The organism is Sphingopyxis sp. Soil_C_28 (assembly GCF_057657055.1).
This window is the reverse complement of sequence record NZ_JBDGJE010000002.1, coordinates 1-12,456: the sequence shown is the minus strand read 5'-3', so window position 1 is coordinate 12,456 and position 12,456 is coordinate 1. Positions and strand designations below refer to the sequence as shown.

General features: G+C 65.5%; 13 protein-coding genes and 1 tRNA gene. 7 read left to right on the top strand and 7 right to left on the bottom strand.

What is annotated here, in order from left to right:
- The first annotated feature begins 69 nt into the window (after positions 1-69).
- Complete coding sequence (locus AC3A43_RS08145) at positions 70-672, top strand: TetR/AcrR family transcriptional regulator (RefSeq protein ID WP_487792057.1); 603 nt, start codon at positions 70-72, stop codon at positions 670-672.
- A 134-nt stretch (positions 673-806) separates the two neighbouring features.
- Here AC3A43_RS08145 and metW read toward each other — a convergent pair whose 3' ends face one another.
- Positions 807-1,394, bottom strand: a complete 588-nt coding sequence (metW, locus tag AC3A43_RS08140; RefSeq protein ID WP_487792056.1) for a methionine biosynthesis protein MetW — start codon at positions 1,392-1,394, stop codon at positions 807-809.
- The gene (metX, locus tag AC3A43_RS08135) at positions 1,394-2,515 is read right to left on the bottom strand and encodes a homoserine O-acetyltransferase MetX (protein WP_487792055.1); all 1,122 of its coding nucleotides are present in this window, start codon (positions 2,513-2,515) and stop codon (positions 1,394-1,396) included. The genes metW and metX overlap by 1 nt, the downstream gene beginning before the upstream one ends.
- Positions 2,516-2,605: 90 nt before the next feature.
- Between metX and hisC the strand changes: the two genes are divergently transcribed.
- Together hisC and AC3A43_RS08125 are read left to right on the top strand one after the other, a co-directional pair.
- Positions 2,606-3,721: a histidinol-phosphate transaminase gene (gene hisC / locus AC3A43_RS08130; RefSeq protein WP_487792054.1), complete on the top strand. Its 1,116-nt coding sequence runs from the start codon at positions 2,606-2,608 to the stop codon at positions 3,719-3,721.
- Positions 3,718-4,623: a prephenate/arogenate dehydrogenase family protein gene (locus AC3A43_RS08125; protein ID WP_487793023.1), complete on the top strand. Its 906-nt coding sequence runs from the start codon at positions 3,718-3,720 to the stop codon at positions 4,621-4,623. The genes hisC and AC3A43_RS08125 overlap by 4 nt, the downstream gene beginning before the upstream one ends.
- Here the strand turns inward: AC3A43_RS08125 and AC3A43_RS08120 are convergent.
- Genes AC3A43_RS08120 through ftsE form a run of 4 tightly spaced genes read right to left on the bottom strand, consistent with a single transcriptional unit; the run spans position 4,620 to position 7,522 of the window.
- The gene (locus AC3A43_RS08120) at positions 4,620-5,342 is read right to left on the bottom strand and encodes a lysophospholipid acyltransferase family protein (RefSeq protein WP_487792053.1); all 723 of its coding nucleotides are present in this window, start codon (positions 5,340-5,342) and stop codon (positions 4,620-4,622) included. The genes AC3A43_RS08125 and AC3A43_RS08120 overlap by 4 nt on opposite strands.
- Positions 5,343-5,347: 5 nt before the next feature.
- A complete protein-coding gene (locus tag AC3A43_RS08115) occupies positions 5,348-5,878 on the bottom strand; it encodes a YdcF family protein (RefSeq protein WP_487792052.1) in 531 nt (176 codons plus the stop codon).
- On the bottom strand, positions 5,875-6,780 hold the full coding sequence (locus tag AC3A43_RS08110) for a cell division protein FtsX (RefSeq protein WP_487792051.1): 906 nt from the start codon (positions 6,778-6,780) through the stop codon (positions 5,875-5,877). The genes AC3A43_RS08115 and AC3A43_RS08110 overlap by 4 nt, the downstream gene beginning before the upstream one ends.
- Positions 6,781-6,790: 10 nt before the next feature.
- The gene (gene ftsE, locus AC3A43_RS08105) at positions 6,791-7,522 is read right to left on the bottom strand and encodes a cell division ATP-binding protein FtsE (protein WP_487792050.1); all 732 of its coding nucleotides are present in this window, start codon (positions 7,520-7,522) and stop codon (positions 6,791-6,793) included.
- Positions 7,523-7,693: 171 nt separating this feature from the next.
- Between ftsE and AC3A43_RS08100 the strand changes: the two genes are divergently transcribed.
- A complete protein-coding gene (locus tag AC3A43_RS08100) occupies positions 7,694-8,455 on the top strand; it encodes a zinc-ribbon domain-containing protein (protein ID WP_487792049.1) in 762 nt (253 codons plus the stop codon).
- A 31-nt stretch (positions 8,456-8,486) separates the two neighbouring features.
- Here AC3A43_RS08100 and AC3A43_RS08095 read toward each other — a convergent pair whose 3' ends face one another.
- Complete coding sequence (locus tag AC3A43_RS08095; RefSeq protein ID WP_487792048.1) at positions 8,487-9,566, bottom strand: YeiH family protein; 1,080 nt, start codon at positions 9,564-9,566, stop codon at positions 8,487-8,489.
- A gap of 88 nt (positions 9,567-9,654) precedes the next feature.
- Here AC3A43_RS08095 and AC3A43_RS08090 point away from each other — a divergent pair.
- The 3 genes from AC3A43_RS08090 (at position 9,655) to AC3A43_RS08080 (ending at position 12,363) form a co-directional block, all read left to right on the top strand.
- Positions 9,655-9,731: transfer RNA gene (locus tag AC3A43_RS08090), tRNA-Arg, on the top strand.
- A gap of 205 nt (positions 9,732-9,936) precedes the next feature.
- A complete protein-coding gene (locus tag AC3A43_RS08085) occupies positions 9,937-10,950 on the top strand; it encodes a formylglycine-generating enzyme family protein (RefSeq protein WP_487792047.1) in 1,014 nt (337 codons plus the stop codon).
- A 216-nt stretch (positions 10,951-11,166) separates the two neighbouring features.
- A complete protein-coding gene (locus AC3A43_RS08080) occupies positions 11,167-12,363 on the top strand; it encodes a CoA transferase (protein WP_487792046.1) in 1,197 nt (398 codons plus the stop codon).
- Positions 12,364-12,456: the final 93 nt, after the last annotated feature.

The following is a 12,456-nucleotide window of genomic DNA, read 5'->3' as shown; positions in this document are numbered from 1 at the left end:
GCCACGATGCAGCGACGGAGGGAGACGAGAGCCTTTATGGAGCAGCCGCCAGTCGCGACAGAGAATGCCATGAGCGATGCGCGCGACAAGACGCCGCGTACCGAACGCGGGCGTCGGACGCTGCGCAAGCTGCTCGACGCCGCGGCGATCGAATTCGGTGAACGCGGGTTTCACGAGGCGTCGATCAGCGCGATCACGCGTCGCGCGGGCACCGCGCTAGGCAGCTTTTACACTTATTTCGATTCGAAGGATGAGATCTTTCAGGCGCTCGTCCGATATATGAGCGAGCAATTGCGCGACCATGTCACGCCTTTGGTGCAAGCGGCGCCTGACGAAATCAGCGCCGAGCGTATCGGGCTTGAATCCTATCTCGGCTTCGTGCGCGAGCATAAGGAGATCTACCGGATCATCGATGAGGCGGAGTTCGTCGATTATGCGAGCTATCGCAGCCATTATGAAACGACGGTCGCGCGCGTGCGGCAGCGGCTGGAAGGTGGCGCCGAGCGCGGCGAAATCCGTCCCGACGTCAGCGAAGTCCACGCTTGGGCGATCGGCGGGATGAACGTGTTTCTGGGGATGCGCTATGGCTTGTGGGACACCGAGAGCGATATTTCGGAGATCGCGCGGATCGCCAATGATCTGCTCGCGAATGGGCTGAAAAAGCAGGATTAGCCGATCGATCCTCCCTGTACCGCAGGCATGGGGAGGTGGCATCACGAAGTGCCTGCGGAGGAGCAAGGGCGCCGGCCCCTCCACCGCTCGTTACGCGAGCGGTCCTCCTCCTCACCGCTTCGCGGCGGGGAGGATCAGGTGCGCGAAATCAGGAAGATCGCATGTTCGGCGCGCCAGCTTGCCGCGGCGTCGCTCGTCGGTTTGTCGCCGGAAAGGTGCCAGACGCGCTCGACCTTGATCCCCTTTACGCGGACGAGCTCGCGAAAATCGCTGACCGTGACATGGTGGATGTTCGGCGTTTCGTACCAGGCGACGGGCAGCAGCCGGGTCACCGGCATCCGGCCATTCCACAGCAATGCGAGCCGCACGCGCCAATGCGCGAAATTGGGAAAGCTGACGAAGGCGCGCGGCGCGATACGCAGCAACTCATCTACAACGCGGTCGGGGCGCTCGGTCGTCTGCAGCGTCTGCGACAGGATCGCGTAATCGAAGGCATCGTCGGGATAATCGGCGAGGTCGCGATTCGCATCGCCCTGAACGACCGACTGGCCGCGCGCGATCGCCGCGGTGACGTTTGCCGGATCGATCTCCAGCCCGCGCGCATCGACACCCTTGTTGCGCAGCGCAACCATCAACTCGCCATCGCCGCAGCCGACGTCGAGCACGCGCGACGCCACGGGGACCGCATCGGCGATGATCGCGAGATCGGGGCGCAACGCCATCAGAAGCCCGTTCCCAAGGCGCCCGCAACGAGGTGGTCAAGGGCGGGGACGTCGAGCAGGAAGCTGTCGTGGCCGAAGGGCGCCGACAGTTCGACGAAGCTCGCCGCGGCGCCGACGCTTTGCAGCGCCTGGACAACGCGGCGCGATTCGGAGGTGGGGTACAGCCAGTCGGTGTCGAAGCTGACGAGGGTGAAACGAACATCCTTCGCCGCGGCAAACGCACCCGCGAGCCGTCCGTCGTGTGGATCGGCGAGGTCGAAATAGTCCATCGCGCGCGTGATGTAGAGATAGGCGTTGGCGTCGAAGCGGTCGGTGAAGGCAAGCCCCTGATGCCGCAGATAGGATTCGACCTGAAAATCGGCGTCGAAGCCAAAGCTTTTGATGTCGCGCGCCTGCAGGCGGCGGCCGAACTTCTCGGTCAGCCCTTCTTCGGACAAATAGGTGATGTGCGCCGCCATGCGCGCGACCGCGAGGCCCTTGGTGGGCGCGCGCGCGCTGCCATAATATTGGCCGTCCTGCCAGTCAGGGTCGGCCATGATCGCCTGCCGCCCGACCTCGTGGAACGCGATATTCTGCGCCGAATGCCGCGCCGCGCTCGCGATGACGAGCGCTGAAGCGAGACGATCGGGATAGGTCGCGGCCCAAGCGAGCGCCTGCATCCCGCCCATCGATCCGCCGACGACGGCATGAAGTCGCGCGATGCCGAGGTGATCGAGCAACATGGCCTGCGCGCGGACCATGTCGGCGATGGTGATGACGGGGAACTGCATGCCGAGCGGCGCCCCCGTCGCCGTATCGGGAGAGGCGGGACCGCTCGATCCCATGCAACTGCCGAGCACATTGGCGCAGATGACGTGGAAACGGTCGGTGTCGATCGGCTTGCCGGGGCCGACCATGCGCGCCCACCAGCCGGGCTTTCCGGTCGCGGGATGATCGCTCGCGACATATTGGTCGCCGGTCAGCGCATGACAGATCAGCACCGCATTCGACTTGTCGGCGTTGAGCACGCCATAGCTTTGATAGGCGATCGTCACCGATCCCAGAACCTGCCCGCTGTCGAGCGGCAGCGGTGCGGCAATCGTCACGCTATGATGCCGGATATCGTGGAGCAGGCTTGCCATCGTGCGGCGGGGCTAAGCGGGCGCGCGCACCGTGTCAACGTGCTGGACTAGACGCTGGACTTGGGGCGCGCAGCCGTTAAACGGCGCGGCATGACCGACAGCAACAGCACGCTTACTCCGAAGCCGTGGATCAGCGGCATCGCCCCCTATGTTCCCGGCAAGTCAGCGGGCGCCGATGGCCGCCCGTTGATCAAGCTGTCCGCGAACGAGAATCCGCTCGGCACCGGCGAAAAGGCACGCGAGGCGTTCCGCGCGTCGCTCGCCAGCGCGGATGCGCTGTCGCGCTATCCCGACCCCGGCGCGGCGGAATTGCGCGAAACGATCGCGGCGAAATTCGGGCTCGATCCGGCACGGATCATCTGCGGTAACGGGTCGGACGAATTGCTGCATCTCGCGGCGGGCACCTATGCCGGCGTCGGCGACGAGATCCTGTACGTTCGCTATGGCTTTGCGGTGTACGAGATCGCGGCGCGGCGTGTCGGCGCGGTGCCGGTCGAGGCCGACGACAAGGATTATGCGACCGATGTCGATGCGTTGCTGGCGGCGGTGACCGACAAGACGCGCGTCGTCTACCTCGCCAACCCGAACAACCCGACGGGTACGCTGGCAACGCGCGAAGAGGTCGCGCGGCTTTACGCGGGACTGCCCAGGAACGTCCTGTTCGTGATCGATCAGGCCTATTCCGAATATCTGTCGGAGGCCGAGGATGATGGCGGGCTCGAACTGGCGAAGACGCAGCCCAATGTTTTCATCACGCGCACCTATTCGAAGATCCACGGGCTGGCGGCCGAGCGCATCGGCTGGGGCTATGCCGCCGCTGAGGTGATTTCGGCGCTGCACCGCATTCGCCTGCCGTTCAACGTCACCCGCGCGGGGCAGGCGGCGGCGATCGCCGCGCTCGGCGACGATGATTTCGTGAACGCCAGCCGCGACCATAATGCGAAATGGCGCAGCTGGCTGGCGGGGGAACTCGAAAGCCTTGGCAATCATGGCATTCGCGTTGTGCCGTCGGCGTGCAACTTCCTGCTCGTGCTGTTCGAGGGCGATGTCGGCGCCGAGACGGTGTATAACCGGCTGATGGAGGCGGGATATATCGTGCGCTGGCTGCCGGGGCAGGGGCTGCCGAATGCTTTGCGCATGACGATCGGCACCGAAGACGAGACGCGCGGACTGGCGGCGGCGATCCGTGCCGCGCTGAACGGCTGATGGCGTTCGAGCGCGTCGCGATTATCGGACTGGGCCTGATTGGCTCTTCGATCGCGCGTGCGATCAAGGACCGGCTGCCGCATGCGGTGGTGACCGGCCATGACGCCAGCGCCGAGGTGCGCGCAATCGCGCGAGACCTCGAGCTATGCGATGCGATTGCCGACGACGCCATGAAGGCTGTTGCCGACGCCGACCTTGTCATTCTGGCGGTCCCGGTCGGCCGCATGGCCGACGCGGCGGCGGCGATTGCGACGGGACTGAAGGCCGGCGCGATCATTTCCGATGTCGGTTCGTCGAAGGCCGGCGTCGCCGAAGCGCTGGCCAAGGCGCTCCCCGGGCATGTCGTCATTCCCGCGCATCCGGTGGCAGGGACCGAGAATAGCGGCCCTGCGGCAGGCTTTGCGACGTTGTTCGAGGGCCGCTGGTGCATCGTGACGCCGGGCGCCGATGCGCCAGAGGACGCCGTGGCGGCATTGACCGGATTCTGGCAGGCGCTGGGCGCCAAGGTCGATATCATGGATGCGGCGCACCACGACATGGTGCTCGCGGTGACCAGCCATTTGCCGCATCTGATCGCCTATACGATCGTCGGCACCGCGAGCGAGCTCGAAGAGGTCACCGAGAGCGAAGTGATCAAATATTCGGCGGGCGGTTTCCGCGATTTCACGCGCATCGCGGCGAGCGATCCGGTGATGTGGCGCGACGTATTTTTAGCGAACAAGGATGCCGTGCTGGCGACCTTGCAGCGCTTCAACGAGGATCTGACGGTCCTTCAGCAGGCGATCCGCCGCGGCGATGCCGACAAGCTTGAGGAATGGTTCACGCGCACCCGCGCGATCCGTCGGTCGATCATCGCCGAAGGGCAGGACGATCCGGCACCCGATTTCGGGCGGAAGCATTAAGCCACGGCGTTTCCGGCAAGCAGCGCTTCGGGCGGGTTCAGCGCATTGATCGCGACCCGCACGCGCTCTTCAGCTTCCTCGCGCGGCAGACCGGCGGGGATCGTCTCGCCGATCTTGTAGGTGATCGTGCCCGGCCATTTGACCCAGCGGCGCGGTGGAAAGGCGAGGCCGCTGTTCACCGCGACCGGGATCACATCGACCCCGAGAAGGCGGTACATCCCGGCAAAGCCCGGGCGCAACTGCGGCGCCTCGCCATGCGGGACGCGCGTCCCTTCGGCGAACAGCACTAGCGGCCGGCTCGCGGCGAGCGCGGCCTTGGCTGCGCTGAGCATCGCGCGCATCGCCTTGCCGCCGCCATCGCGGTCGACGGGGATCAGGCCGTAGAAACGCGCCGCCTGCCCCCAGACCGGGATCGAAAACAGCTCTTCCTTGGCGAATACCGCGGGATGCTTGAACAGCCCCGGCTGTTCGACCGTTTCGAATGCCGATTCATGCTTGAAGACATAGAGGACGGGGATATCGGGCATCTCGCCCTCGACGATGATCGTCTGTCCGAGCAGATAACGGCAGAACAGCCGGTGTGCCTTCGCCCAGATGCGGACGAAGAAGATCGTGCCGCGGTGCGAGATGGGCAGCGCGACGACTCCGCCGATCGACGAGATGGCGCTCATCACGAAGAAGGCGATCCAGAACAGGATCGAGCGGATCAGGGCAATCATGTATTTCACAGGCCGAGCAGTCCGCCCGCCAGTCCGGCCAGATATTTATGATATTCGCGAAACAGCGTCGCGAAATTGGGCTGGCTGCGCACTGCATCGGGCAGGATGGTCACCTTGTCGCCGACCGCACGGCCGATTTCATATTCGGCGCGGCGCATATGCCAGTCGGTTGTGATCAGCCGGATGCTCTTATATTTGCGCCGCTGGGTCCAGGTCGCGACCTCGGTCGCGTTCGAGCGCGTATCCTCGGCCTCGAACCCCAAAGCGATGCAGCAGTCGAACAGGTCGATCGGGCGTTTGTAGGTCACGGCGAGTTCGCGCGGTTTCACTTCGCGCGCGACGCCGCTGATCAACAGGCGCTTGGCATCGCCCGCCTCGAGCCGTTCGAGCGCGCGGTCGATCCGCCCGGGTCCGCCGGTGAGCACGACGATCGCGTCGGTTTTTTGCGCGCCGGCGGGCAGCGGCAGCAGCAGCGCGAACCACGCGAAACCGAGCACCCAGGCCAGGAAAAAAAGGGAAATCAGGCGCTTTATCATAGAATCTTCTTGAGCGCCGCGAGCAGGGTCTGGCGCGCGGTCAGGGCTGCGAGCGCGATAGCCAATAGCGGGAGCGCCAGCAAGAGCGCCCAGCCTGCGGGACCGAAGGATGCGGTCGCGGCGAGTCCCGACGTGACACCCGACCATTGCCAGCCGATCAGGAGCAGGATCGCCGCGGCGACGATGGTACCGAGCGCGATGCCATAGGCGGTATCGATCGCGATGCGGCGCTGGAACAGACGGGTGATCTGGCGGTCGGTCGCTCCGATCAGGTGCAGCATCTCGATCGTCGGAAAATGCGTTGCGAGCGCCGCGCGCGCGGTCATGATCACCACCGCTGCGCTGGCCAGCGTCATCAGCACCACCATGCCGCCGGCGATCCAGGCGAGCGAACGGATCAATCGGGCGACCGGGCCAAGCCATTCGGCGTGCGGGATGATCCGCGCACCCGGCGCTTCGCGCGCGACCAGCGCCTGCAACTGGCGCATATGGCCGGTGCGATCCTCGCCGACGAAATCGATGTCGACCAACGCGGGCAGCGGAAGCGATTTCAGCACCGGATCGTCACCTTCGGCGCTGCCGAACCATTGGCCGAGCGTCGCCTGCAACTCTTCCTGTTCGACCGACCGCGCCGAAAGAACGAAGGGCTGGGCGGCGGCGGCGCGGCGAAGTGCGGCGGCCTGCTGCGCGCGCGTCACCGGATTGGCGGTGACGATCTGGACCGTGACGCGCCCCGCGATCGCGGCACCGATCGCGTTCGCCGAACGCGCAAGCCCGACCCCGGCTGCGGCGGCGAGCAAGGTCAGCATCATCAGGATCGCGATCACCCATGGCGTCGGACCCGACAGGCGGCGGTCGGGAAGCAGGCGGCGATGCTGGACGGGAACGCGCGGGATGATCATGCCCGGCCCATCAGCTTCGGTTTGCCGGCGGATAGCGCAGCGCCCCCGTGGGATCGGAAAGCCGGCCCTTCTCGAGCCGCATCATTTGCGCATTTTCGATGCGGCTGATCAGATGGATGTCGTGGGTCGCGACGACGACGGTGGTGCCAAGGCGGTTGAGTGCCTCGAACAATCCCAACAATCGCATCGCCATTTCGGGATCGACGTTACCCGTCGGTTCGTCGGCGACGAGCAATTGCGGCCGCGCGATCACCGCGCGCGCGATCGCGACCCGCTGTTGCTCGCCGCCCGACAGCGTCGCCGGGCGCGCCTCGGCGCGGTCGCCGAGCCCGATCCAGCTCAGCATTTCGCCGACCGGACCCGACAGATCCTCCTCGCTCACGCCGGCGATACGCAGCGGCAGCGCGATATTGTCGCGCGCCGACAAATGCGGGATCAGCCGGAAATCCTGGAACACGACCCCGATCCGGCGGCGAAATCCCGGCAAGCGCTGGCGCGGCATCGCGACCAGATCTTCGCCGAACAGGCGGACGATGCCGCGGCTGGGACGCTGCGCAAGATATAGCATCTTCAGCAGCGAGGTCTTGCCGGCGCCCGACGCGCCGGTGAGGAAATAGAAGCTGCCCGGCTGGAGGTTGAAGCTGACATCGCTCAAAACCTCGGCATCGGGGCCATAGCGGAGGCCGACGCCGTCGAATTCGACCATCGCGCCGCCCGGCCGTGCCGGCGAGCCGTCCGTCATGGCGTCACCCGTACATGGCGTTGCGCCATGGCCGGTCTGCGGAACAGGGGAGCATCGGCGCTCATGCTGATGCCTGTTACACGGCTGTTCGGCGACGTAAAGCGGCGAGTAGGAGCGGCATTGCTACGCGGCGCTTGCAACGCCGCGAATCAGCGTGTTTAGAGGAACCTTATGATCCTCGCCTGTCCGTCCTGCCATACGCGCTACGTCGTGCCCGATACGGCAATCGGACCCACGGGCCGCACGGTGCGCTGCGCCAATTGCCGTCACAGCTGGTTCCAGGAGCCCTCGGCTTCCGCCGCAGCGGCGCCGGTTTCCGCGCCTGACCCTGCGTCGGCGCCCGAGCCCGCGTCGGTTTCGGACGCCGCGACCTATTCCGATCCCCCCGCGCCCGTCGCCGAAGCAGCCGCTCCGCCGCCGGCCTTTGCTGCCGCTCCCGTCGATCCGGCGCCGCGTCCGGTCCCCGCCGCCGCCGAAGCGCCGCTGCCCTTCCGCCGCCCGCGGCGCAACCCCGCTAAGCGCTGGACCGCCATAGCGGCGAGCGCCGCGGTGCTGATGCTCGCCGCAACCGCGGGCCTTTATTATTTCGGTCTGCCGAGCTGGGCCCAGGGGCTGGGCCTGCCGGGAATGGCCGCCGAACCCGATCTGGTGATCGAACTGCCGCCGAACCAGGATCATCGCGAACTGGCCGACGGCACGATCTATTTCGCCGCGTCGGGGGTGATCATCAACCCGACCGACCGCGAACAGCGCGTTCCGCCGATCCTCGCCGAACTGCGCGATGCGCAGGGGACGATCGTTTATAGCTGGACGATCAAGCCGCCGGTACGGATGCTGCCGCCCAACGAAAAGGTCAATTTCAGCGAGGCAAAGCTCGATATTCCGCGCCGCGCAACGCAACTGACGGTCAGCTGGGCGCTACCCAAAAGCTGAAATTCAAGCCTGTCGCGCTGACGGCGCGGCGTCACAGGCAGAGCGCGGCGGCGAGCGAGAGCAGGAAGCTGGTCAGCGTCGCGACGATGATCGGCGCGAAACTACGCCATCCCTGATCGAGCAACAGATGCAGCCGCGCCTTCATCGCCGTCGCGACGATCGCGAGCAGCAGCAGCGCCTGCGCCCCGGTGGCCGCGGCGCCTTGTACCGGCTTCGGAATAGCAATCAGCGAATTGACCGCCGCAATCGCGAGAAAACCGACGATGAACCAGGGCAGGCGCAGCGGGATACTCGTCTTCCCATCGCTTTCACCGCTGCGGCCGAGCCAGAATGCGACGAGCATCAGCATTGGTGCGAGCAGCGCAACGCGGGTCAGTTTGACGATGGTCGCAACTTCGCCCGCCTGCGGGGAGAAAGAGAAGCCGCCGCCGATCGCCTGCGCGACGTCATGGATCGACGCGCCGATCAGGAACCCCGCTTGCGCATCGGTCAGGCCAAGTTCGGCGGCGAGTATGGGGTAGAGCGTCATCGCAAAGGCGCTGGCGACGGTGATCCCGACGAGCGTGAGGGTGAATCGCGCCTGATCGACGCGCTTGTCGCCAATCAGCGAATAGAGCGCGAGCGCGGCCGAGGCGCCGCAGATCGCGGTTGCGCCGCCCGCAAGCAGCGCGGCGTGGCGATCCTGCGCAAACAGGCGTGCGCTCGCCACCGTGACGAGGATGACCGCGAGCATGATCAGCACGAGCAGCGCGAACGGAAGCGGACCGAGTTCGACGAGCTGCTGCGCGGTGATCCGCGCGCCGACAAGCACGATCCCGATGCGCAGCGCGGTCTGCGACATGAGATCGAGCCCGGCGTGGGTGCGTTTGTCCTGCGACAGGAAGCTCAAGGCGAGGCCGATCAGCAATCCCATCAGCACCAGCGGCGCGCCATAGTGATCGGCGAGCCATGCCGCGGCGAGCGCGGCGATGGCGGTGACGAGGATGCCCGGCAGATAATCGCGCCCGCGGCGCCGCGCGGGCGGATTCGCCTCGAGCTGCATCTCGCCATAAAGGTCGGCCGCCATCGGCCAATAGGGTTCGGACGACTTCACCAATGCTCCTTGGCCCATGCGCCGGCCCCGCTTGGCATATCCGCGGCAAGCGGTCGATAGGCCATTGCTGGCACGGCGCGGGCTTGCTAGAGGCCGCGCTCTGTCCGCACCCGTAGCTCAGCTGGATAGAGCGCTGCCCTCCGAAGGCAGAGGCCAGGGGTTCGAATCCCTTCGGGTGCGCCATTTCTCTTTATATTTCAGTATCTTGTATTGCTTCGATAAACGACTTCGGAGCCGGCCCCTGGCCGCATTGTTACTCTGGTGGCATTTCGCGGGTGAAACGGCGGTGTTCGAATATCGGCCCCGAATCGAAGCCGTTGAATCTCCATATTATTGAGCGCTAGAGATTGGCTGGATGCGGGCTATCGTCGCCCGGTTGGAGAAGAATATGACCCGTTCGGTCCTGTCGCTTATCCTTGGCACCTCGCTGCTCGTTGCGCTTGCCGCGTGCGGCGAAGACGGCGGATCCGGGGAAAAGCAGGTTGCCGTTGCCCCTCCACGCCAATGCCCGACAATCGCCGACGTGCCGGTGAAGCTTGCGGGCGGCCGTTTCGAGATGGGCGAGGACGATGTCTACGCCGAGGAAGGGCCGGTACGGCTAACGACGGTCGCTGGCTTCTGGATCGACCCGCATGAGGTCACGAACCGCCAGTTTGCCGCTTTCGTCGAGGCAACCGGCTATAGCACCGTCGCCGAAAAGCCGGTCGATCCGAAGCAGTTTCGGGTCCCCGCCGCGCAGATCCCGCCCGACATGCTGAAGGCCGGTTCGGCGGTGTTCACACCGCCCGATTTTCCGTCGAACAATTATTCCGACTGGTGGAAATATGTGCCCGGGGCGAACTGGAAAAAGCCTTATGGCCCGAAGGGTCCCGACCGGGTCGCGAACGAACCGGTTGTTCACCTCGCGTGGGACGATATGATCGCTTACGCCAAATGGGCCGGCGGGCGCATCCCGACCGAGGCCGAATGGGAATATGCGGCGAGCGCCGGCCGGCGATCGAAAAATGTCCAGCCTGCCGAGGCGAACAGCTGGCAGGGCGCTTTCCCCAACTACAACGCCGAAACCGACGGTTTCAAGGGCGTGGCGCCGGTGGGCTGTTACAAGCCGAACGCGAACGGGCTCTACGACATGGTTGGCAATGTCTGGGAAGTGACCGCCGATTTCTTCAAGCCCGGTCACAATCCCGACGACCAGAACAATCCGAAGGGTCCCGACGCGAACAACGCCTATGACCCGCTCAATCCCGGCATGCCGTCGCGCACGGTGAAAGGGGGAAGCTATCTGTGTGCGCCCAATTATTGCCAGCGTTACCGCCCGGCCTCGCGGCAGGGCCGCGACCCCGGGCTCGGAACGAGCAATGTCGGGTTCCGCCTGGCCTATGATAAGGCGCCGGGCGCCTGATCTTTTCGGCCCATCCGATGTGGCTTCGGATCTGTCGATTTATTTTTATATTTTATAATAATAACTTAGTCTAAAATTCCGGGGCCCTTGCGCTGAATGATTCGGACCTTTAGTACCCGCTGCGAAGGCACAGGCCGGGGGTTTCGACATCCTTGGGCGCGCCAAATGGCTTCCCACGGCGGTTGATGCCGGGGATTTCGCGGGAGACGGGGCCGGATGTACGACCTGCTGGCCGGCCTGTCGGTGATCGAAGCATCGTCCTTCGTCGCCTCTCCGACCGCCGGACTTTACTGTGCGCAGATGGGCGCCGAAGTGATCCGTGTCGACCAGATCGGCGGCGGGCCCGATTTTCGCCGGTGGCCGGTGACCGGCGCCAATGACTCGCTTTATTGGGAAAATCTGAACCGCGCGAAAAAGTCGGTTGCGCTCGACCTTGGCCGGCCCGAGGGGCGTGAACTGCTTCAGGCGCTGGTGCGTGCGACTGGCCAGTTCGTCACCAATTTCCCGGTGGGCGGTTTCCTGTCGCATGACGTCCTCGCCGAGGGACGCGTCGACCTGATCACGGTGCGCGTGATGGGCTGGGCCGACGGCTCGCCCGCGCTCGACTATACCGTCAACAACAGCGTCGGCTATCCGATGCTTACCGGCGCCGGGCCCGATCCGGTCAATCATGTGCTGCCGGCGTGGGATCTGCTCACCGGCGCCTATGCTGCCTTTGCCCTGCTCGCGGCGATCCAGCGGCGGACCACGACGGGAGAGGGGGGCGAGGTTCGCCTGCCGCTGTCCGACGTCGCGATCGGCACCGTCGCCAACCTCGGCGGGGTGGCCGAGGTGCTTTACACCGGCGCCAACCGCCCGCGCCTTGGCAACGCCGTTTACGGCCTGTTCGGACGCGATTTCGTGACCCGCGACGGCCAGCGGACGATGATCGTCGTCGTCACCCCGCGCCAATGGGCCAATCTGATTGTCGCGCTGGGTCTCGGCGAAGCGATTGCAGCGGTCGAAGCGGCGCGCGGCGTGTCTTTCGCGACCGACGACGGGCTTCGTTTCACCCATCGCGACGCGCTTTATCCGCTGTTCGAAGCCGCAATAGCAAACCGCGAGCACACCGATCTGGCCGCCGCTTTCGACGCCGGCGGCATCGTCCATTCGCCCTATCGCACGATGCACGATGCGGTGCAGGATCCCGCGCTGGTCGCCGATAACCCGATCTTCGGCGCGGCCGAAAACCCCAGCGGTTTCGCCTATCCCGCCGCGGGCGCCTTTGCGACATTGCCGCAGCACGAGCGCCAGCCGCCGCGCCCCGCGCCGCGCAACGGCGAGCATAGCGAAGAAATACTCGGCAGCCGCCTTTCCCTTCCGTCGGGTGAGATCGCCCGCCTGATCGACGCTGGTATCGTCGGCGTCGGCTGAACCATGGAGAAAAACTGACATGCCCCTGCGCCGCGCCGCCATTGTCGCCCCGATTCGTACTGCCGTCGGCAAGTTCGGGGGTTCGCTTTCGTC